This window comes from Bradyrhizobium sp. USDA 4454, from assembly GCF_054822705.1.
In genome coordinates this window covers 4349720-4372608 of the sequence record NZ_JBTRCN010000001.1, presented here as the reverse complement: position 1 = coordinate 4372608, position 22889 = coordinate 4349720, and the positions used below count along the sequence as shown (strand labels likewise).

Here is a 22889-nt window from a genome sequence, read left to right as displayed (position 1 = left end):
CATATGAGACTAGGTTGAGCTGCAACGGCGTCGAAAGTTCACCTCTCCCCGCCGGGGAGAGGTGAACCGAAACCGCGCCAAGCCGATTCAATCAAAACTCATCCCGCTTTAGAACCGGTCCAACCGATATGGCGAGGTGTCCACGGCGGATGCCTCGCCGTTCATCGTTTCGGCGAGCACGCGCGCCGTTGCCGGGCCGAGCGTGAAGCCCTGATGGCCGTGGCCGAAATTGACCCACAGCCCGCGATGCCGCGGCGCGGGTCCCAGCACCGGCAGCATGTCGGTGGTGCAGGGGCGGGTGCCGAACCACGGCTCAGGCTCGACGCGGCTGCCGATCTCGAGCAGCTCGCGCGCGGCGGCTTCGGCGTAGCCGAGCTGGATCGGCGTCGCCGGTGCGTCGGGGCCCGTCAACTCCGCGCCGGTCGTGATGCGGATGCCCTTGGCCATTGGCGCCATCGCATAGCCATTCGCGGTGTCGACCAGCGGCAGGTCGAGCGAGCGGCCGCCCTGGTAGTGCATGTGGTAGCCGCGCTTGCGCACCAGCGGAATGCGGTAGCCGAACTTGCGCAGCAATTGCGGTGACCACGGCCCGAGCGTGACGACGACATGGGCGGCATCGATGCGACCGCCCGCGGTGTCGACCGACCAGCCGGATGGCGTCTGCGCCAGTGTCTGCGCATCGCCGTTCAGCAACGTGCCGCCGAGGCGCTCGAACAATCCGGCATAGGCCGAGACCAGACCGCCGGGGTCCGACACGGTCCACGGCCCGAGCCAGTGAATGGCGCCGGGCAGGTCGTCGCGCAGCAACGGCTCCGCCTTGGCGAGCGCCTTGCCGTCCAGCACGCGGAACGTCACGCCGAAGTCGCGCTGGTTCTCTTCGGCGACTGCGATCGCCTGCTCCAGCGCCACGGGATCGCGATGCAGCAGGCGATAGCCGCCGCGGCGGATCAGGTTGTCGGCATGGGCTTCGCGGATCAGCGTGTCATGCTCGGCGGTGGCGTGGGCGATCAGGCGCGCCCAGGCGATGGTGGCTTCGCGGTGCCGCTCGGGCGTCGAGTTCCACCAATAGCGTAGCAGCGGACCGGCGTGCCGCGGCAGCGAGGCGAGGCGATAGCGCACATCATTGGTCCGCCCCATCGCGATCCGGGCGAGGACGGCGGGATCGCGCGGCATCGGGTAAGGCCGCACCGCCTCGCTCTGGATGATGCCCGCATTGCCGTAGCTGGTCTCGCGGCCGGGCTCCCTGCGGTCGACGAGCGTGATCGACCAGCCGCGGCGCTGCAAATGCAGCGCGGTGCTGACGCCCACCATGCCGCCGCCAAGAACGATCGCGCTTTGCATCGGAATCCGTCTCCGTCAGGCTCCGTTACGCCGGGCTCTGACGAACGGAATGCTGTCCAATAAAAACGCCCGGTGTGAAACCGGGCGTTTTGACTTGCAGGAGCCTTAGTTGCCGCCGCCGAAGCGGCGCGACCACCAGCCCTTGCGGGCCGGAGCCTCGGTCGCGGCGGCTGGCGCCGGCTCGGCAGTTGCCGCTGCCGCGGGTTCAGGGGCGGTTTCCACCGCCGGGCTCTGAGCCAGCGCCGGCGCGTCGGGCTGCGGGCTCGATGCGAAGCTGACCTTTTCGCGGACTGTGGAGCGGCGGCGCTGCGCGCGGTCGCTTTCGGCGGCAGTGTCCTCGGCGGCTGCGGCCGGAGCCTCCGGCGCAGGCGCCGCAACGGCGGTCTCGACCGGCTGCCATTCCGGCGGCGCGGCCACCAGCTCGGGCTGCACGAGCGAGGGAGCCGGCTCCGCGTCATGGCTATCGAAATCGGCGACTGCCTCAGTGGCTTCGGACGCCGGCGCCGGGCTCAACTCGTCGGAGATCGATCCGGCGAGCCCGTCATCCGGTCCGCCGCTGCCGCGCCGGCGGCGGCCGCCACGACGTCCGCGGCGGCGCGGGCGGCGATCGCCATTGCCGGCCTGGTCGTCGCGGGCTGCGCCCTGCTGCTCGTCGCCTTCTTCCTCATCGCCTTCGGCATCGCCGGCGGCAACCGCCTCGCTGCCTTCGGGCAGGACGTGCATGAGGTCGCCGTCCTCGCGCGGTTGCTGCGCGCCGTCGCGCGCTTCGCTGCCACCCCCGCGGCCACGGCGCCGGCGGCGGCGCTTGCGGCGCTGACCGTCGCCTTCGCCCTCGGCCGCGCCTGATTCCTCGCCGGCCGCGCGGTCGTCGGCGAGCCCTTCGGTCTCGTCGGTCTCGATCTCGGCCTCGTAGTCGAACAGTTCTTCCTCGTCGTCGGCCTCGTCGGCCGGCGCCGGTGCGGCAGCGGCCTGCGCGGCAAGCAGCGCCTTGGCGGCTTCGAGCGTATGCACCTGCTCGCCACGATCGATGATGTAGGACTGCTGGCCGTGCACCGTGGCATCCGCAACGATCGACAGCGAGACGCGGAAGGCGTCCTCGAGGTCGCGCAGATGGCCGCGCTTGTGATTGAGCACATAGAGCGCGACATCGGTGCGGGTGCGGACCACCAGATTGTGGGTCGCGCCCTTCATCAGGATTTCCTCGATACCGCGCAAGAGCTGCAGCGCCACCGACGAGACTGAACGGACATGGCCGCTTCCGCCGCATTGCGGGCAGGGCTCGGTCGAGTTCTCCAGCATGCTGGCGCGGATGCGCTGCCGCGACATCTCCAAGAGGCCGAAATGCGAGATGCGGCCGACCTGGATCCGCGCGCGGTCCTGCCGCAGGCAGTCGGACAGCTTGCGCTCGACCGCGCGGTTGTTGCGCTTCTCGTCCATGTCGATGAAGTCGATGACGATCAGGCCCGCGAGGTCACGCAGGCGCAACTGTCGCGCGACTTCTTCCGCGGCTTCCAGATTGGTCTTGAGCGCAGTGTCCTCGATGTGGTGCTCGCGCGTGGCGCGGCCGGAGTTGACGTCGATCGAGACCAGCGCCTCCGTCTGGTTGATCACGATATAGCCGCCGGAGCGCAGCTGCACGGTCGGCGAGAACATCGCGTCGAGCTGGCTTTCGACGCCCATCCGCGAGAACAGCGGCTGGCCGTCGCGATATTGCTTCACCGCGCGCACATTGGCCGGCATCAGCATCTTCATGAAATCGCGCGCTTCGCGATAGCCGGCTTCGCCCGCCACCTGAATCTCGTCGATCTCCTTGTTGTAGAGGTCGCGCAGCGAGCGCTTGATCAGCGAGCCTTCCTCGTAGACCAGGGTCGGCGCCTGCGACTTCAGCGTCAGGTCGCGCACCGTCTCCCACATCCGGATCAGGTACTCGAAATCGCGCTTGATCTCCGGCTTGCTGCGGGAGGCGCCGGCGGTGCGCAGGATGATCCCCATACCCTCCGGCACGTCGAGATCCTGCACCACTTCCTTGAGCCGCGAGCGGTCCTGGGCCGAGGTGATCTTGCGGCTGATGCCGCCGCCGCGCGCGGTGTTGGGCATCAGCACGGCGTAGCGGCCGGCGAGCGACAGATAGGTGGTCAGCGCCGCGCCCTTGTTGCCGCGCTCTTCCTTGACGACCTGCACCAACATCACCTGCCGGCGCTTGATCACTTCCTGGATCTTGTACTGGCGGCGCGGGCGGAACGTGCGCTCCGGAACTTCCTCGAGCACATCGTCGCCGCCGACGGACTCGACGACGTCCTCTTCCTCGCCTTCTTCGCCGTCGTCCTCTTCGTCATCTTCGCCGGCTTCGTCGCCATGCCGGGCTTCCGGCGTGGCCACTTCGGCGACCGCTGCGTATTCGGCGACCGCATGCTCGCCGTCCACGGCGTGCACCTCGTCGCCAGCCACGTGCGGGGCGTCGTCGGCATGCGCGGCGTTTTCCTCGACCTGCTCCTCATGGGCCCGCTCAGGCTCATGATTGACCTCCGCGGCCTCGACGACCTCCGGCGCGGCGGACGCAACGGAGGCCTCGACCACCGCGACGACGGGGTCCGATGAGACGACGGCTGCCGGCGCCTCGCTCAGCGCGGATGCGTGGTCGTGCTCATGGTCGTGGTGGTCATGATCGTGATCATCGGGGCCGTGATCGTCGTGACCATGGTCGTGATGCGCGTGATCGTGCTGATGCTCATGGTCCTCGTGATGCGCATGATCGTGCGCCTCATGCTCGTGACCTTCATGGGCGACCACGTCATGGTCGTGATGCCCGGCATCATGCTCATGATGCTCGGCATCGGCCGGATGTTCGTGCGCCTCGATCGCGGGCTGCGGTGGTGCGTCGGCAGCACCCTCGATCACCTCGCTCTGGACGCGGTCGCCATGGCCGCGGCGGCGGGCATTGCGGTGACGCGAGCGGCGGCGATGACCGCGGTTCTCGTGCTCTTCCTCGGCCTCGCGATGGGCGCGCTCGTCGGCCTCGATCAGCGCCTGACGGTCGGCGACCGGGATCTGGTAGTAATCAGGATGGATTTCGCTGAAGGCCAGGAAGCCGTGACGGTTGCCGCCATACTCGATGAAGGCAGCCTGCAGCGACGGCTCGACGCGCGTAACCTTGGCGAGGTAAATGTTGCCGCGCAGCTGTTTGCGCTGGGCGGTCTCGAAATCAAACTCTTCGACGCGATTGCCGCGGACCACAACGACCCGGGTCTCTTCCGGGTGGGTGGCATCGATCAACATCTTGTTGGGCATTTTGGAACTCTTGACGGCGGCGGGCGCGGATCATGGCGCGCGCAAACTGCGCCGCCCGGTGACGCGACGGTCCACCTGATTCGGGGGTGAGGGGAAGGCCAAAACGCATCTCGCGGCACAGCGCCGGACGGGAACCCACCGGGATGATGCGACGGGCGAGGTTTTCACCTCGCGTCAGCGCGATCATTCGGGAGATCCTGGTCGGCAATGCAGTCTGGCGCATTAAGCGTCGGCCCGTCTAAACATGTTGGCGGCGAGAAATACCGCCGTATCTTTTGCTGAAAGCCCGGCCCGGCGCCGAAGCACCTGCTGGCCATCGCATATCGAGGCCCCAAGGGACCGGATAATCGGTTATGCCGTGTCTCAAACCGTCCCTCTGGCGAGGGAGTGTGTCTGGGACCGGACGCCGCTCGGGCTTGAATCCGCCACTCCGTGTCAGCCGCGCGCGGCGCTGGCTGGGGAGGGACCGGAAAAACACGGCAGGATCTTCGATCTGGAAGGTTCCACCGCTGCACCGGGAGGCTGAACGCGACACAACCGGGAGTACTAGCCGTCAGCATCCCGTACATACGTGGATTGACCGCCGCGTGCAAGGGAAGCGTCACGCCGCCGCAACACTCGGTTCTTTTCATTGGGGCGTCATTAGGGTGCGATTAACCGTGCGGTTCTAATGCGGTAAGAAATAGCTGGGAGGCTCCGAATCGGGTGGAGAACCGCGCAAAACACCTTGTTTTTCTGGGCGGCGGGCTGTTGTGCGCTGCAGCATTGGTGTTTGCCGTGGCCAGCGCCCCGAGCGCGGCCGAGGGTCTGCAGAATGGGCAGGCTGCACCAGCTGCCAATGCCCCGGCCGCCAGTGCCCCGGCCGCCAGCGCGTCGGACTTACCGGTCGCATCCGGCGCCAGGATCGCCGGCGACGACAAGCAGACCCGATTCATCCTCGATTTGGATCGCAAGATCGAGTTTCGCGCCTTCCCGTTGGCCGATCCCTATCGCGTCGTGGTCGATATTCCGCAGGTCAATTTCCAGCTCCCCGCCGGCACCGGTGCGACGGGGCGGGGGCTGGTGAAGGCGTTTCGCTACGGGCTCGTGATGCCCGGCGGCTCCAGAATCGTGTTCGACCTGAACGGGCCGGTGAAGATCGCCAGCGCCTACGTGCTCGACGCCGCCAATGGCCAGCCGCCGCGGCTGGTCCTGGACTTCGAGGAGGTCGATCGCACCAGCTTCGTGCAGTCGCTCGCACCCGAGGGCCGGCCCGAACTGAAGCCGGCGATCTCCGAAACCACCGCGACCGTTCCGGCAGTCACGACCGCGGCGCTGCCGCCGGTGACGACCACCGACCCGCGTCCGCTGATCGTGATCGACCCCGGTCACGGCGGCATCGACAATGGCACCCAATCCGGTGACCAGACCGAGAAGAACCTGGTGCTGGGCTTTGGCCTTGCCCTGCGCGACCGGATCGAGAAATCGGGCAAGTATCGCGTGGTCATGACCCGGTCCGACGACACCTTCATCCCGCTCAACGACCGGGTGAAGATCGCCCGCTCGCAGTCCGCGGCGCTGTTCGTCTCGATCCATGCCGACGCGCTGCCGCGCCGTGAGGGCGACGCCCAGGGCGCCACGATCTACACGGTGTCGGACAAGGCCTCCGACGCCGAGGCCGAGCGGCTGGCGGAAGCGGAAAACAAGGCCGACGCGATCGCCGGCGTGAACCTGACCGATGAGCCGACCGAGGTCGCCGACATCCTGATCGACCTCGCGCAGCGCGAAACCAAGACCTTCTCCAACCGCTTCGCCCGTCTCTTGATGGACGAGATGAAGAGCACGGTGCGGATGCACAAGCATCCGCTGAAATCGGCCGGCTTCCGGGTGCTGAAGGCGCCCGACGTGCCGTCCGTGCTGGTCGAGATCGGCTACGTCTCCAACAAGGGCGATCTCGAGCATCTGGTCTCCGAGAACTGGCGCAACAAGGCGGTCGGCTCGATGGTCCAGGCGATCGATGCGTTCTTTGCGAAACGGCTCGCAACTGCCGGAGCGGCAAAGTGAAATCGGCGGCCTGAAAAGCCGGTGCCGTTGCCCGGAAGCCCTAGTTTGGCCACAGCGGCGACGGTATACACAGGGGACCGCAGGTCCGCAGAATCGGCCATATTGTCCGGCGGCTCTTGTATATTCGCGTGCGCAAGGTGGCTCGCTGGGCCAAAGCTTCGTTGTTGGAAGCCTCGCTGTGGGAGGCGTCGTTGTGTGAGGCTTTCGCACTTTTGGACAGGCGCTTCGAACCATTCGGCGCCCGAGGGTAGGAACGGAACGTCGATAATGCGCCTGCTGGTGCGGTTTTTGGGTTTCTTGTTCGCCGCCGGAACGGTCGTGTTCCTGGTCGGGGTCGCCGCCGTCGCCGGCGCGATCTGGCATTTCTCCAAGGACCTGCCGGACTACTCGCAGCTCCAGGACTACGAACCGCCGGTGATGACCCGCGTGCATGCCGCCGACGGCGCGCTGCTCGGCGAATACTCCAAAGAGCGGCGGCTTTATCTGCCGATCCAGGCGGTGCCGAAGCTCGTGATCAACGCGTTCCTCGCCGCCGAAGACAAGAACTTCTACGAGCACGGCGGTATCGACTATTCCGGCATGGCGCGCGCCGCGATCCTCTATGCGCAGAACTACGGCTCCAACCGTCGCCCGCAGGGCGCCTCGACCATCACCCAGCAGGTCGCCAAGAACTTCCTGCTCACCAACGAGGTCTCGTTCAGCCGCAAGATCAAGGAAGCCTTGCTGGCGATGCGCATCGAGCGCGCCTATTCCAAGGACCGCATCCTCGAGCTGTATCTCAACGAGATCTATCTCGGGCTCGGCGCCTATGGCATCGCGGCTGCGTCGCTGGTCTATTTCGACAAGTCGGTCAACGAGCTGACGATCGCGGAAGCATCCTATCTCGCGTCGCTGCCGAAGGCGCCGGCGGCGCTGCATCCGGTGCGCAACCGTGACCGCGCCATCGAGCGCCGCAATTACGTGATCGACCGCCTGCTGGAGAATGGCTGGATCAAGCAGGCCGACGCCGACAAGGCGCGCAAGGATCCTCTCAACGTCACCAACCGCTCCAACGGCGCGCATATCTTCGCCGGCGAATATTTCGCCGAGGAAGTGCGCCGCGACATCTTCGAGCGCTATGGCGAGAAGAAGCTCTACGAGGGTGGCCTGTCGGTCCGAACCACGCTGGATCCCAAGATCCAGGTGATGGCGCGCAAGACCATGGTCGCCGGCCTCGTCAATTACGACGAGGCGCAGGGCTGGCGTGGGCCGGTTCACAAGCTCGACGCGTCGGGCGATTGGGGCGTCAAGCTTGCCGACGTCAAATCGCTGTCCGACATCTCGCCCTGGCGGATGGCGGTGGTGCTGGAAACCAGCGACCAGTCGGCGCGGATCGGCTTCCAGCCGGGCCGCGAACTCGGCGGCGCGGTCAGCAAGGAGCGACAGACCGGCATCATCACGATGGACGGGGTGCGCTGGGCCAAGTCCAAGGGCAAGGCGCCGACGGCGGTCTCGCAGGTGTTGCAGCCGGGCGATGTGATCTATGCCGACCCGCTGGTGACCAAGGACGGCAATCCGGTCGAAGGCCAGTATCGCCTGCGGCAATTGCCTGAAGTCTCCGGCGCGATGGTGGCGATGGATCCGTGGACCGGTCGCGTGCTCGCGATGGTCGGCGGCTTCTCGTTCGACCAGAGCCAGTTCAACCGCGCGACCCAGGCCTACCGGCAGCCCGGCTCGTCGTTCAAGCCGATCGTGTACTCATCGGCGCTGGACAATGGCTATACGCCGTCGACCACCGTGATCGACGCGCCGATCGAGATCGATCAGGGGCAGGGTGCCGGCGTGTGGCGTCCGGAGAACTATTCGACCGGCAAGTATTACGGCCCGACCACGCTGCGCAACGCGTTGCAGCGCTCGCTCAACACGGTGACGGTGCGCCTCGCCCAGGACATCGGCATGCCCTTGGTCGGCGAGTATGCAAAACGGTTCGGCGTCTATGACGAGTTGCCGAACTATCTGTCCTACGCGCTCGGTGCCGGCGAGACGACCGTGATGCGCATGGTCACGGCATATTCGATGTTCGCCAATGGCGGCCGTCGCGTGAAGCCGACCTTGATCGATCGCATCCAGGACCGCTACGGCCACACCATCTTCAAGCACGACACCCGCGAATGCCGCGGCTGCGACGCGCCCGGCGGCTGGAAGAGCCAGCCCGAGCCGCAGCTTGTCGACCGCCGCGAGCAGGTGCTCGACCCGATGACCGCCTACCAGATCACCGAGATGATGGAAGGCGTGGTCCAGCGCGGCACCGCGACCGTCGTCAAGGAGGTCGGCAAGCCGATCGCCGGCAAGACCGGCACCACCAACGACGAGAAGGACGTCTGGTTCGTCGGCTTCTCGCCGGACCTCGCGGTTGGCGTCTACATGGGCTACGACAAGCCGCGCAATCTCGGCCGCGCCGCGACCGGCGGCCACGTGGCAGCTCCAATCGCCCGCGACTTCCTGAAGCTTGCACTCGCCGACAAGCCGCCGACGCCGTTCAAGGTGCCGGCCGGCATCAAGCTGATCCGCGTCGATGCAAAGACCGGCATGCGCGCCGGCCCGGGCGATGGCGGCAACACCATCCTCGAAGCTTTCAAGCCGGGCACCGCTCCGCCGGAGAACTATTCCGTGATCGGCGTCGCAGATGCCGACGGCCGCGGCCCCGCACCTGGTCCGCAGCCGTCGCAGAGTGGCGGGCAGCCCGATGGCGGCTTCTTCATGCGGCCGGGAACCGGGGGGCTATATTAGTCGTCTCGGTCTCCAAATCGGCAGGATAGTGCGACCAAGCCGATTGCGCTTTGCCGCGCCGGTCGTTACATCCCCCGGAACCTTTTTAGCCAACACCTGAAAGACCATGCGCGCGGAAATCGAACGCCTTGTTGAAGAGATCAAGCAGTCAGTCGGGCTGCTGAGGAGGCATCTTTGACGTCGAACAATCGACGGCACGCCTCGCTGAGCTGAACAAGCTCGCTGAAGACTCCAATCTCTGGAACGATCCCCAGAAGGCCCAGCGGCTGATGCAGGAACGCACCTCATTGGAGGACGCGCTCTCGGGCATCGGCAAGGTCGAGCGCGAGCTCGAGGACCAGGTCGGCATGATCGAGCTTGGTGAGGCCGAGAACGATGCCGGTGTGGTCGCTGAGGCCGAGAAGGCGCTCAAGGACCTCAAGAAGGAAGTCGCCCGGCGCGAGCTGGAAGCGCTGCTCTCGGGCGAGGCCGACAAGTTCGATTCCTATCTCGAAGTCCATGCCGGCGCCGGCGGTACCGAAAGCCAGGACTGGGCGCAGATGCTGCTGCGCATGTACACGCGCTGGGCCGAGAAGCACGGCTTCAAGATCGAGTTCCTCGAGGAGTCCCAGGGCGAAGAGGCCGGCATCAAGTCCGCCACCATCCAGATCTCCGGCCACAACGCCTATGGCTGGCTGAAGACCGAGGCCGGCGTGCATCGGCTGGTGCGCATCTCGCCGTTCGATTCCAACGCGCGGCGGCACACGTCGTTTTCGTCGGTGCAGATTTTCCCTGTCATCGACGACACCATCAAGATCGAGATCAAGGAGTCCGATGTCCGCACCGACACCATGCGGTCGGGCGGCGCCGGCGGTCAGCACGTCAACAAGACCGAGTCGGCGGTGCGCCTGACGCACATCCCGACCGGCATCGCGGTGGTCTGCCAGGCCGGCCGTTCCCAGCACAAGAACCGGGCGCAGGCGTGGGACATGCTGCGTGCGCGGCTTTACGAGATCGAGCTGAAGAAGCGCGAGGAGCAGGCTGCGGCCGATCAGGCCGCCAAGACCGATATCGGCTGGGGCCACCAGATCCGCTCGTACGTCTTGCAGCCGTACCAGATGGTGAAGGACCTGCGCACCGGCGTGCAGACCTCCGACACCTCGGGTGTGCTCGACGGTGACCTCGATGAATTCATGGCGGCAACGCTGGCGCAACGTGCCTTCGGCACCGGGCCCGGTTCCGTCGAGGATGTGGATTAGGCCATGCCGCGCGTCGCTTTCATCGGATTGGGGCGCATGGGCCACGGCATGGCCGGCCGCTACCTCGACGCCGGTTTCACCGTCGCGGTGTGGAACCGGAGCAAGGCCAAGGCCGAGGACCTGATCGCGCGCGGCGCGATCTGGGCGACCTCGCCGGAGGATGCCGCGATCGATGCCGATGCCGTCGTGACCATGGTCGCCGACGACGAGGCCTCGCGCGCGGTCTGGCTGACCAAGGACGGCGCCGCCGCCACCATGAAGGCCGGCACGCTCGCGATCGAATGCTCCACGGTTTCGTATCAACACACGCTCGACATGGCGCGCGAGCTCAACAGCCGTGGCCTGATCTATATCGATTGTCCCGTCACCGGATTGCCGGAGGCGGCAGCCAGCGGCAAGCTGACGCTGCTGGTCGGCGCCGATCCCGCCGATCTCGAACGCGCGCAGCCGTTCCTCGCGCCGATCGGCAGCACGATCCGCCATTTCGGCGCGGTCGGCACCGGCACCGTGTTCAAGCTGATCAACAATTTGATCGGCGCGGTGCAGATCGCAAGCCTGGCCGAAGGCGTTGCGATCGCCGAGCAGGCCGGCCTCGACATGCAATTGGTCGCCGAAGCGCTGGCGACCGGCGCGGCCGCGAGCCCGCAGGTGATCCGCCACAGCAAGCGGATGATCGACCGCAATTTCTCCGGCGCGTCGTTCACGGCGGCGCTGCGCCACAAGGATGCCGACTACGCCGTGCGTCTCGCCGAGACGCTGCTGCCCGGCGTGCCCGTGAGCCGCGCCGCGCTCGCCGCCTACGGCAAGGCCAAGTCCCATGCGCCCGATGGCGACGAAGGTCAGATGATCGAGATCGTGTCGCGGCCGAAATAGGCCGGGCCGCCATGCACGGAAATCGGGTGGGCATATTCGCACGCCTGCGCTAGTCACCGCCGCGACTGCAGGTGAGTGCCCGACCAGCGCGGTCGCCGTCAGATGCGTCTCGCTCAGCGTCAGCGCCGGCGCCGTCCCGGCCCCGATCAGCGGGCCGTGAATGGTGATCATGCCTTCCGCCGACAACCGCATCGATAGCCGCGACTGGCCGCTGCTCGGCCTGTTGTCGGTCCTGTGGGGCGGCTCGTTCTTCTTCAACGGCGTGATCCTGCGCGAACTGCCGCCGCTGACCTTGGTGCTGCTGCGGGTCGTGCTGGGCACGATCATGCTGCTGCCGCTGCTGCGGGTACGGAACATCGAATTGCCGCGCGGCTTGTCCGGCTGGGCGCCGTTCGCCGCGATGGGGCTGTTCAACAACGTGCTGCCGTTTTCACTGATCGTGTTCGGACAGACCTACATTCCGAGCGGGCTGGCCTCGATCCTCAATGCGACGACGCCGCTGTTTGCGGTGGTCGTGATGGCGGCAGCCGGTGAGGAGCGGCTACAGGCACGCCGGGTCGCGGGCGTGGTGGTTGGGCTGATCGGGGTTGCGATCCTGCATGGCGATGCGCTCGGCTTCGAGAGCAACCAGGGCATCGGCATCCTGCTGTGCCTCGCCGGCGCCTTCAGCTACGGCCTCGCGGCGCTGGTCGGGCGACGGCTGCCGCAGCGCGTGCCGCCGCTCGGGACGGCAACGTTCCAGATGATGGCGTCCGCCGTGATGATGGCGCCCATCGCCGCCGCGGCCGACCGTCCGTGGCTGCTGCCGATGCCGCACGCGACGACGTGGCTTGCGGTGCTCGGGCTCGCGGCGTTGTCGACGGCACTGGCCTACATCGTGTTCTTTCAGATCCTGCAGCGCTCCGGACCGACCAACGTGATGCTGGTGACGCTGCTCATTCCAGTCACCGCGATGCTGCTCGGATATCTCGTGCTCGGCGAGCCGATCGCGCTGCGCGAGGTGATCGGCGCGCTGGTCATCGCGAGTGCATTGCTGCTGATCGATGGCCGCGTGCTGGGCTGGTTCGGCCGCGCGCCTGCTTCCACGCCGCATACCATCCGGTAAAGCGGCCGCTGTCGCGCTCGCCGCCGTGCCAGGCGGCATAGGCGGTGCCGTCTTCGGCGACCAGCACCACGGCATCCAGTCCCCTGGACCGACGCAGCGTGTCCATCGCCTGCGCCGGCGTCTGCGCGATCGGGCCTGCCACGTTGAACGACGTGTTGACCGACATCTCGACGCCGATGTGGCGGCCGAGCGCCTTGAGGTAGGCGTAGGTGAGGGGATCGTCCGCCTCGCGCACGATCTGGATGCGGCCGGTGCCGTCGGCGTGCACCACGGCGGGAATCTTCGCGCGCGCTTCCGGCTTCGAATGTGCTGTGAGCACCATGTAATTGTAGGCGTTGTAATCGTCGTCGGATGCGCCGTCTTCCAGCTCGAAATAGTCACGCGCCGCCTCAAGCGTCGCCATCGGCGCCAACGGCCGGATCGCCTCGCGATACTTGACCCGCTCGTTGAGCCGCTCGCGCACTTTGGGATCGCAGGGATTGGCGAGGATCGAGCGATGGCCGAGCGCGCGCGGGCCGGTTTCGGCTGCGCCCTGATAGATCGCGATCACGCCGCCCTGTGCCACCATGCTGGCCATCAGGTCCGCGATCGCATCGCGGCCCTCCGAGGTCGTCACATTGCCGATGACGCTCGAGGCGATGTCGTCGGCTTGCAGCGCCGCGGTGATCTCGGCGTTCGACGGCGGCAGTCCGCAATAGAACGCGTGCGACAGCGCCGCGCCGCGCGGCGCGCCCGCCATATGCGCGAACAGCCAGGCGGCGCCGATCGGCACGCCGGGATCGCCGGGCACCGGCGGGATCCACATATGCAGCCGGGTCTTGCGCTTAAGCGCGCGTTCGAACCACGCCTCGTCGAAATGCTCGAGCAGCCGCATGTTGCCGAGCGCGTTCAGCGCCACGCCGCCGGTCAGCACCAGGCGATGGGTGCCGGTGATGCGCAGGAGATGATCGATGACATGGATCATCGCGTCCTCGAGCACCAACTGCGTCGCGGCCGCCTTGTCGACGCGGTCCTTGGTGTCGGGGCGGTGATCGATGTCCTCGACGCGCAAGACGGCGTCGGGATTCCAGAGCTGATCGGGCCGCAGCGGAGGGCCGAGAATATCGATCAGCGGCTGATGATAGGGATTGTCGGCTGGATCGGCGTACCAATTGGCCATCGCGCGATTGAGCTGCACGCTGCCATCAGGCCCGAGCTGCAGCACGTCCTTCAGGCGCGCATAATACGGATTGGTGGCGCGGTTCATGTCGCCCCAGGCGGCGGCGCCCATGTAGCGGCCCTCGCTGGAGAGCCAGGTCCAGCCGCCCTGGCTCGACGAGACCACGGTGTAGAAGGCGCCGAGCGAATCGAACAGGCTCTCATTGCAATAGAGCCGCTTCATCTCGCCATTCTCGGCGACATAGAGCGAGATCGATCCGACATCGCCGGTGCCGTCGAGCACTGCGATCGCGACACGCTCGCGCATCTTGGCGAACGGCGAGGCCGAGAACGAGTACCAGGCGTGGTTGTCGTGATGCGGCATGCAGATCAGGGGCAGCTGCTCGCCGAGTCCGTACATCTTCGCAAGCTTGCGCGAGATGCGCCGCACCTGGTCCATCTGCCGCAGGTTGATCGCGGGGGCGACCTGCGCGCGCAGCAATTTGAGGCTGGCCGGCGCCTCCTCGAACGAGGTGCGGATCAGCATGGCCATCAGGGCCGGATAGTCCCACGTCGTGACGAAGGCCGCGATGTCGCCGATGTCGCGGCCCATACGCTGCAACACCTTGCGCATGTCGTCGAGCGCGTGTTGCGGAAACTCGTTGGTGTGCTTGTTGCCGGAGAAGCGCTCTTCCTCGTTGTTGACGATCAAGCGCGGGCCGTCGTTCTGGGTGACCTCGACCAGCGCGACGCCGGTGTTGTGGGTGCCGGGGCAGGCGAGGCCCGCGATGTAGATGGTCTCGCCGCGCTGCAGCCTCTCGCGGATCGACGCGATCGTGCGCCGGGCGAACTCGCCATTGGCCTTGTGCAGGCCAAGCTTGGCCATTGCACGTTCGCTGAGAAGGCGCGTGATTTCATGGCCCGCGGCGGCAAAACGCGGATGCCGCGGACCGGTACGAATGTCCGGTTGATGCAATCAGAACGCCTCGACTCGTGATCCCCAGATCGACCTTCAATCACAACCAGCGCCAGGCAACAATGTCGTTTCGCCCAACGGAAAAACCGGCGCTTGCCAGCATATGCGTCTCTTGCGAGACTTGCCGTCAAAACCAACGACAAAAATCGGGAGGAAACGATGCCGGCTCGTTCCGGATATATTGGCGCGATCGTGGCGTTCGCAAGTGCGGCACTGATCACAACCTCGGCCGCCGCGCAGAAGACATACGATCCCGGCGCGACCGATACCGAAATCAAGATCGGCAACATCATGCCGTATAGCGGGCCGGCGTCGTCCTATGGCGTGATCGGCAAGAGCGAGGCCGCGTTCTTCAGGATGATCAACGAGCAGGGCGGCATCAACGGGCGCAAGATCAGCTTCATCAGCTACGACGATGCCTATTCGCCGCCGAAGGCGATCGAGCAGGCGCGCAAGCTGGTCGAGAGCGACGAGGTGCTGTTGATTTTCCAGCCGCTCGGCACGCCGTCCAATTCAGCAATTATGAAATACATGAATGCCAAGAAGGTGCCGCAATTGTTCGTTGCCTCCGGCGGCACCAAATTCGGCGATCCCAAGAACTTTCCCTGGACGATGGGCTTCCAGCCCAATTACCAGAGCGAGGGGCGCATCTATGCGAAATACATTCGCGACAATTTTCCCAACAGCAAGATCGCGGTGTTCTGGCAGAATGATGACGCCGGCAAGGATCAATTCAAGGGCCTGAAGGATGGGCTCAGCGACAAGGCGAGCATGATCATCGCCGACAAGTCCTACGAGGTGTCCGATCCCTCGATCGATTCGCAGATCGTCGCGCTGCACGATTCCGGTGCCGACATCTTCTTCTCCTGGGCGGCGCCGAAGGGCTCGGCGCAGGCGATCCGCAAGGTCGGCGAGCTCGGCTGGAAGCCGAAATTCTTTCTCGCCAACACCGCGACCACGGTCGCCTCGGTGTTGAAGCCGGCGGGGCTCGAATACGCCAAGGGCATCATCTCGACGCAATACCTGAAGGATCCAACCGACCCGACCTGGGACAAGGATGCTGCCGTCGTGAAGTGGCGCGAGTTCATGGACAAATATTATCCGGAAGGCGACAAGACCAACTTCAACAACGTCTATGGCTACGTGCAGTCGGAGGCCATGGTGCAGGTCTTGAAGCAGTGTGGCGACAATCTCACCCACGAGAACGTGATGAAGCAGGCCGCCAATCTGAAGAATTTCCATTCCGACCTGATGCTGCCGGGCATCATGGTCAACACCTCCCCGGACGACTATTTCCCGATCGAGCAGATGCAGCTGATGCGATTCAACGGCGCAGCATGGGAGCTGTTCGGTGACGTGATCACCGGCGAAGTGGGGCACGAGGCGACGCGGTAGGGCGCGGCGGCTGCCAGGGCTTCTTGCCATCATTGCAGCGAAGCTGCATGCGCCGTTGGCGCGGATGCTGCGCTGGTGCGCCTTTGCGTAGCTGTTCAGAACCGATGCTCCGGCCACAGAGGCGATCGGCGGCAAGCGAGCCGCTCGCGCCGATATTCAGATCGGTCGTTGAGCGCTTGAGCTAGCCCGCGCTGAGCCGGACGCCGGCGCGGAGGAATTTCTGCGGATCGACTGCTTCGCCGTCGATGCGGGTTTCGTAATGCAGATGCGGACCGGTGGAGCGGCCGGTCGAGCCGACGGCGCCGATCACCTGTCCGATCTTGACGTATTCGCCGACTTTGACGCCGATCTCGGAGAGATGGCCGTAGCGGGTCGACAGTCCGTTGCCGTGATCGACCTCGACCATACGGCCATAGCCGCCGGCCCAGCCCGCCGACACCACCTTGCCGTTGGCGGTGACCCGCACCGGATCGCCCTGCGCGGCGCGGAAGTCGAGGCCGGTGTGCATCGCCGGCCGGCCGAGGAAGGGATCGGAGCGAACGCCGAAGCCGCTGGTGAACTCGACTTCGCCAACGACCGGCTTGCGATAGGGCACCAGCGCCAGCGTCTGGTTCAGCCGCTGCATCTGCGCGCGGTTGATGTTGATGCGGTAGAGCTGGCGCTCGAACGCGCCGGCATCGGGGGAAAGTTTGACAGGAACAAAAGGTCCGCCCATGCCCGAGCGCGGCACAGCCGCTTCGAGGTGCGCCATGTTGAGGCCGAGATCGCTTATCACGCCGCGCATCCGGCGCACCTTGGAATCGATGCTGTCCTCGACTGACGAGAGGGCCGCGACCTGGCGGCGCTCGACCTGGTCAAGCGAGGTCTGCAGCCGGACCAGCACGTTGTCGACGCCCTGCGCCTTGGCGAACTGGTTCGGCTGGGCCTTGGCGATCAGCGGCGCGCGCGATTCCAGCCGCGCCTCGCGATCCGGCGGCGCCACGAAGATCACGGTGTCGCTGATCGGCGATGGCTTCAGCGGACCGGAGGAGGGCGCCGCCTCGGCGCGGCCCTGCGGCTTGATCGATCCGGTCGCGGTGACATCGGGCATCGCGCCGAGCGCGGTGGCGCGCTGTTCCAGCGTCGACTGCCGCTTCATGATCTGGTCGAGTTTCTGGTCGAACTGCTCCTGGTCGAGCAGCTGACGGCTGGTGGTGCGGTCGACCTTGGCGCGCAGTTCCGAGATGCGGTCCTCATAGGCGTACTGCATCTCGGCCTGGCGCGCGATCAACCGGGTCAGGACGTCATCGCGGAACGCAAAGTAGGTCGCGGTCGCCGCCGACCACATCCCGAGCAGCACGACAGTGCCGACCGCGATCCAGAACACGACCGGTCCGAACCGGACCTGCTTGCCGGCATGGACCAGCGTATAGCCCTCGCGGGAGCTGGCCACGGCAGCGGCATGCTGGACTGCCGGACGGCGCGCCGGCGTCCGGCCATGGTCCTGGGGATGATGGTGTTTCTGGTATTCCTGGTGATGACCGGACCGGCTCGACATCGGTACTCCCGCGGCCGGTCGGACCAAGCTCCGTACGGCTAATCTGCGGGGGCGATTTGAGCCCGGCATGGTTAATTTTCAGGAAACGGAACCGCCCCGATCAGAGCGAACGGGCCGCCTCCAGGAGCGCTTCGGCATGGCCGTCGACCTTCACATGGCGCCAGATCCGGGCGACTTTTCCGCTGGAATCGACCAGAACCGAGGTGCGAATAATTCCCATGAAGGTCCTGCCATACATGGATTTTTCACCCCAGGCGCCATAGGCCTCGAGCATCTCATGCGCCGGGTCGGAGGCCAGCGGAACCGACAGCTGGTGTTTGCTTCGAAATGACTCCTGCGCCTTAACCGTATCGGCGGATACGCCGACCACTTCGGTCCCTGCGGCTGCGAACTCGGTTTTGAGCCGGGTGAAATCGATCGCTTCCCGGGTGCAGCCGGGCGTGTCGGCGCGGGGATAGAAGAACAGCACCAGCTTCTTGCCGGCAAAATCCTTCAGCGAGACGTTGCTTCCGCCGTCGCGCGGCAGGTTGAAGGCAGGCGCCGCGGCACCTTCGACGAGTGTGACGGCTGACGATTTGGTCACGGTCGCGGCCGGCTCTCGCTTTAACGGTTTCGATGCGGCCTTGTGCGAGGCTTTGTCTTGAACACCCGCCGCGGTCTTTGGCTTCGTCGCTTTCTTGGTCGTTTTCTGAGGCGCAGCCCTCTTGGCAACCGCCGTGCGGGTTTTCGTCGCGGACTTCCCAGTGCTTGCGCTTGCGGCGCGCGCAACTTTCGTTGCGACCCGCTTTCCGGTTGTGTTGGAGGATTTCTTGCGCGTTTTCTTGGACATACGCCTTCCTTTCGTCGCTTTCCGAAGCTCAACCATTGGGGTATTGCGGGGCTCATTCGCGGCGGCCGGATTCGCAACCGGCCGCTGGGCAAGTTTGATGGCCACGGAGTATGGTGACAAGGAATTCGACGCGTCACCCGTCCGCTTGCTGAATTGGCGTTTGATTGGTTGGTTTGGTCCAGTTTGGGGGCCAACGGCGAGTAACATGATGAGGCGAGGATAGGCGGCGATGCCGGCAGGGGAGCGCTCGATACGAATCGACGGGCGCCCCGATGACGGCGATCAGCGTCGCCGTCAGCACCGAGAGGCAATGGCAAGGAACACGTCGCCGCAGGGTCCAAATCCGCGCGCCGGGGCTAACTTCTCGCAATGGGAAGACGACGCCGCGTGGGACGAGCAGGATGAGGCGGCGGGCAACCGTGCGCGGCAATTGCTGTCGCGTTCCAACACCAATTTACATCGCTTCACCGATTTCTGTTCCGGCATGCAGCGCTGGTTGAACGGCGAGCGCTGGATCCGCCGCATCGGCTTGGTCGTCGTGGTGCTGGTCGTGATGTTCGCGACCTGCTTCGGCGCGCTTTGGTGGCGGCTCGGCGCCGGTCCGATCAATCTCGATCTGGCGACGCCATGGCTTGCCGCGGCGATCGAGGAGAATATCGGCCACGGCAATACGGTCGAGGTCGGCGGAACCCAGATCGAGCGCGCCGGCCGGATCCGGATCGCGGTGCGGATTCGCGACATCATCGTCCGCGACCGCGATCATGCCGTCGTTGCCAGCGCGCCGAAGGCCGAAGTGCGCCTGTCCGGTACGGCGCTGCTGATGGGGCAGTTGCGCGCGGAAAGCCTCAATTTGGTCGATGCCGAACTGTCGGTGCGGATCACCCCGGACGGCAATGTGACGGTGTCCGCCGGCGACACCGCAAAACCGCTCGCCACCGGCGTCGCCTCCAAGCGCGATGCGGGGATGCCGCCGACGTTCCCCCGACCGGCACCCGCGGCGTCGCCGCCGGCTGCTTCGCCGCCTGCTGCTTCTGCCTCCGAGCCCGCAGCGGCCTCGCCCGATTCGGCGCAGAGCGGGCTGCTCGCCGGTCTCGACTGGCTCGACAGCCTCAGCATGACCGGCCTCGATGGGCAGAACCTCAACGAGATCGGCCTGAAGAACGGCAATCTCGTCGTCGACGACCAGCAGCGCGGCAATAAATGGAGCTTCGAGAATATCAGCCTCAGCCTGCGGCGCCCGAGCGGTGGCGGGGTTGCGCTCAGCTTCGGCGAGGAGGGCGCAAAGCCCTGGTCGGTCCGCGTCCTGATCGGACCGCAGCAGAACGGCGTGCGCGGGGTCGATATCAAGGCCGACAAGGTGTCCACCCGGAACATCCTGCTCGCAATGCGGAGCAAGGATCTGACCTACACCGCCGACCTGCCGCTGTCGGGCGAGATGAAGGGCGAACTCGGCCGCGACGGCCTGCCGACCTATTTCCGCGGCAAGATCAATGTCGGCGCCGGCAACATCATCGACACCGATACGCCCGACTATCCAATGCCGGTCGATTCGGCCGAGATGAGCGTCGAATGGGATTCCGGTCGGCGCGTGCTGCTGGCACCGATCAAGATCGTCTCGGGCGCCAACCGGATCACGCTGCTCGGTCATCTTGAACCGCCGAACGACAACGTCACCGACTGGCAGGCGGGCCTGTCCGGCGGCACCATCGTGCTGGCGGGCACCGACAAGAACGAGCCGCCGCTGATCTTCAACCGCATCAACATCGGTTTTCGCTTCGACACCGAGAAGAAGCGCGTGCTGCTGACCCAGGCCGACATTTCCAATGGCGAGATCGGCGTCGCCGGCACCGGCAGCGTCGACTATTCCAGCGAGCCGAGACTGCAGCTTGGTTTCGCCGGCACGCCGATGTCGGCCTCCGCGCTGAAGCGGATGTGGCCTGTTATCATCGTGCCCGAGGTGCGCGAATGGGTACTGGAGCGGATCGACCGCGGCACGCTCCAGCGCATCGATGTCGGCGTCAATTCACCGGTGCATAACCTGTCGCGCAAGGGACCGCCGATTCCGGATGACGGTCTCTCCGTCAACATCGTCGCCTCCGGCGTCACGGTGCGCCCGGTCGACCAGATGCCTGCGGTGCATGACGCGGATCTGAAGGCCAGGGTGACCGGCCGCACCGCGACGGTGACCATCAACCAGGGCATCGCCGATACACCGGCGGGCCGCAAGATCACGATCTCGGATTTCAGCTTCGAGGTGCCGGACATGGCGCCGAAGCCGTCGCCGTCGAAGGTCAAGTTCCGGGTCGACTGTCCGGTGCCGGCCGCGGCCGAGATCCTGGCATCCGACCGGCTCAGCGATCTCTCCGGTCCGCCGATCGATCCCAACGCCAGCAAGGGCAACGTGACCGCGACGATCAATCTCGGCATGCCGGTGAAGGGCGAGCTGACCAAGGCTGACACGCAATACGCGGTGACCGCCGATATCTCCGGCGTTGCCGTCGACAAGCTGGTGATGAACCAGAAGCTGGAAGCCAATGCGCTGAAGCTTGCCGCCAGCAATGCCGGCTTCCAGGTCAAGGGCGACGTCAAGATCAACGGGCAGGCCGCTTCGCTGGATTACCGCAAGCCGACCGATGGCGATGCCGACGTCAAGCTGCAGGCGACGCTTGACGATGCGGGCCGCGCGCGGCTCGGGCTCGATCTCGGTCCCGCGGTGTCGGGCGCGATCCCGATCAAGCTGAACGGCAAGATCGGCAGCGGCGACAATCCTACCACCAAGATGGGCGTCGAGGCCGACCTGACCCAGCTCAAGCTCGACAACATCCTGCCGGGCTGGGTCAAGGCGCAGGGCCGGGCCGGCAAGGCCACCTTCAACGTGGTGCCGAAGGGGCAATCGACGCGGTTCGAGGATATCTCGATCGACGGCGTCGGCGTGTCGATCAAGGGCGCGCTCGAGGTCGACCAGAACGGCGACCTGATGAATGCGAACTTCCCGACCTATGCGCCGTCGGAAGGCGACAAGACATCGCTGCGGGCCGATCGCGGTCCGGACGGCGTGATCAAGGTGACCATGCGCGGCGACGTGTTCGACGGCCGCGGCTTCCTGAAATCGGCGATCTCCGGCCGCGACAGCGATCCCAAGAGCAAGACCAGGACCACCGATTTCGACGTCGACCTGAAGCTCGGCGCGGTGGCGGGCTTCAACGGCGAGGCGTTGCGCAGCGTCGATGCCAAGGTCTCGCGGCGCAACGGCTTCTTCAAGGCGTTCACGCTGAGCGGCAAGGTCGGCCGCGATACGCCGGTTACGATCGACATGCGTGGCCGCCAGCAGGGCCGCGAGGTGATCTACCTCCAGACCAGTGACGCCGGCGCATTCCTGCGCTTCATCGACACCTATTCGAAGGTGATCGGCGGCCAGCTCACGCTGGCGATGGAGCCGCCGATCCCCGAGCCGGGCCCCAGGGAAGGGCTGATCAACATCACCGGCTTCTCGGTGAAGGGCGAAACCCAGCTCGACCGCGCGGTAGCCGGCGGGCCGGTCAGCACCCAGAACGGCATCGGCTTCGACGCGCTGCGTGCCGAGTTCACCCGCCAGAGCGGCCAGCTCTCGATCCGCAACGGTGTGGTCAAGGGACCGAGCATCGGCGCCACCATCGAAGGCAGCATCGACTACATCGGCAACCAGGTGCGGATGAACGGCACCTTCATTCCGATGTACGGCTTGAACAACATGTTCGGCCAGATCCCGTTCTTCGGGATCTTCCTCGGTGCCGGCAGCAATGAGGGCCTGATCGGCGTGACCTACGAAGTGGTGGGCACCCCGAGCCAGCCGGTGCTCCGCGTCAACCCGATCTCCGCGCTGGCACCGGGCCTGACGCGGAAGATATTCGAGTTCAAGCAATACGGCCCGAACGATCTGCCGACGACGAATAACAATTAGGACAGGCGGTTAAGCGTCATGCCCATGCGTGCAGGGCTCGCCTATGACCTGCCTCCGCGGGGGCGCACTGCCAAAACATGGAAAACAACCCCATGCAAAGGAGCCGCCGGCGTGCGGGCATTCGACACGGCAACTTAACATGTCGGGCAAATCAGTGGCATTATTCTATAATACAGAAACTGTGCAGGCGTGCCTCACCGGCGCGCTATGGGAGTTGAGCGGGCAGGGATCATGACGGCGCCTGCACGTCAGCCCTAGCGCCGTAGCGCTGGCACCACCTGAAGCCGGTGAGCAGCCAGTAATTTGGATACCCCCGTAGTAGCCGAACATCGGGGAATTCGCGGGACATAATGCGCACGCAAGCTTGCGCTCGCAGCGCTATGTGCCAAGTCGCGCATCTTCCGTGCTTATCTTGCGC

Annotated in this window: 13 protein-coding genes; 8 read left to right on the top strand and 5 right to left on the bottom strand. The window is 65.7% G+C overall.

Annotated features, from left to right (window positions below; translation table 11 throughout):
• Positions 1 to 108: 108 nt before the first annotated feature.
• Together ACVIW0_RS20550 and ACVIW0_RS20545 are read right to left on the bottom strand one after the other, a co-directional pair.
• On the bottom strand, positions 109 to 1341 hold the full coding sequence (locus tag ACVIW0_RS20550) for an NAD(P)/FAD-dependent oxidoreductase (RefSeq protein ID WP_461353971.1): 1233 nt from the start codon (positions 1339 to 1341) through the stop codon (positions 109 to 111).
• Between the two features lie 105 nt (positions 1342 to 1446).
• Entirely contained in the window at positions 1447 to 3918 is a 2472-nt protein-coding gene (locus ACVIW0_RS20545) for an Rne/Rng family ribonuclease (protein ID WP_461353970.1), read from the bottom strand.
• A gap of 63 nt (positions 3919 to 3981) precedes the next feature.
• On the opposite strand from ACVIW0_RS20545, the gene ACVIW0_RS20540 reads away from it, so the two are divergent.
• From ACVIW0_RS20540 to ACVIW0_RS20515, 6 genes are all read left to right on the top strand, one after another.
• Entirely contained in the window at positions 3982 to 4719 is a 738-nt protein-coding gene (locus tag ACVIW0_RS20540) for a hypothetical protein (RefSeq protein WP_461353969.1), read from the top strand.
• A gap of 615 nt (positions 4720 to 5334) precedes the next feature.
• Positions 5335 to 6672, top strand: a complete 1338-nt coding sequence (locus ACVIW0_RS20535; protein WP_461353968.1) for an N-acetylmuramoyl-L-alanine amidase — start codon at positions 5335 to 5337, stop codon at positions 6670 to 6672.
• 267 nt (positions 6673 to 6939) lie between these two features.
• On the top strand, positions 6940 to 9441 hold the full coding sequence (locus ACVIW0_RS20530; RefSeq protein WP_461353967.1) for a penicillin-binding protein 1A: 2502 nt from the start codon (positions 6940 to 6942) through the stop codon (positions 9439 to 9441).
• A 106-nt stretch (positions 9442 to 9547) separates the two neighbouring features.
• Positions 9548 to 10679 (top strand): peptide chain release factor 2 gene (gene prfB, locus ACVIW0_RS20525; RefSeq protein ID WP_461353966.1). Its coding sequence is split into 2 segments (ribosomal slippage): positions 9548 to 9616 and positions 9618 to 10679, totalling 1131 coding nucleotides; the frame shifts between segments, so codons are not numbered across the junction.
• Between the two features lie 3 nt (positions 10680 to 10682).
• The gene (locus ACVIW0_RS20520) at positions 10683 to 11552 is read left to right on the top strand and encodes an NAD(P)-dependent oxidoreductase (protein WP_461353965.1); all 870 of its coding nucleotides are present in this window, start codon (positions 10683 to 10685) and stop codon (positions 11550 to 11552) included.
• 169 nt (positions 11553 to 11721) lie between these two features.
• A complete protein-coding gene (locus ACVIW0_RS20515) occupies positions 11722 to 12657 on the top strand; it encodes a DMT family transporter (protein WP_461353964.1) in 936 nt (311 codons plus the stop codon).
• Here ACVIW0_RS20515 and ACVIW0_RS20510 read toward each other — a convergent pair.
• A complete protein-coding gene (locus ACVIW0_RS20510; RefSeq protein ID WP_461353963.1) occupies positions 12569 to 14680 on the bottom strand; it encodes a carbamoyltransferase C-terminal domain-containing protein in 2112 nt (703 codons plus the stop codon). The two genes, ACVIW0_RS20515 and ACVIW0_RS20510, sit on opposite strands and share 89 nt — an antisense overlap.
• Positions 14681 to 14929: 249 nt before the next feature.
• Here ACVIW0_RS20510 and ACVIW0_RS20505 point away from each other — a divergent pair, with 249 nt between their 5' ends.
• Entirely contained in the window at positions 14930 to 16165 is a 1236-nt protein-coding gene (locus ACVIW0_RS20505; RefSeq protein WP_461353962.1) for an ABC transporter substrate-binding protein, read from the top strand.
• A gap of 181 nt (positions 16166 to 16346) precedes the next feature.
• On the opposite strand, the gene ACVIW0_RS20500 is transcribed toward ACVIW0_RS20505, so the two are convergent.
• Entirely contained in the window at positions 16347 to 17702 is a 1356-nt protein-coding gene (locus tag ACVIW0_RS20500; RefSeq protein ID WP_461353961.1) for a peptidoglycan DD-metalloendopeptidase family protein, read from the bottom strand.
• A gap of 100 nt (positions 17703 to 17802) precedes the next feature.
• A complete protein-coding gene (locus tag ACVIW0_RS20495; protein WP_461353960.1) occupies positions 17803 to 18531 on the bottom strand; it encodes a peroxiredoxin in 729 nt (242 codons plus the stop codon).
• 229 nt (positions 18532 to 18760) lie between these two features.
• On the opposite strand from ACVIW0_RS20495, the gene ACVIW0_RS20490 reads away from it, so the two are divergent.
• On the top strand, positions 18761 to 22471 hold the full coding sequence (locus tag ACVIW0_RS20490; RefSeq protein WP_461353959.1) for a YhdP family protein: 3711 nt from the start codon (positions 18761 to 18763) through the stop codon (positions 22469 to 22471).
• The last annotated feature ends 418 nt before the right edge of the window (positions 22472 to 22889 follow it).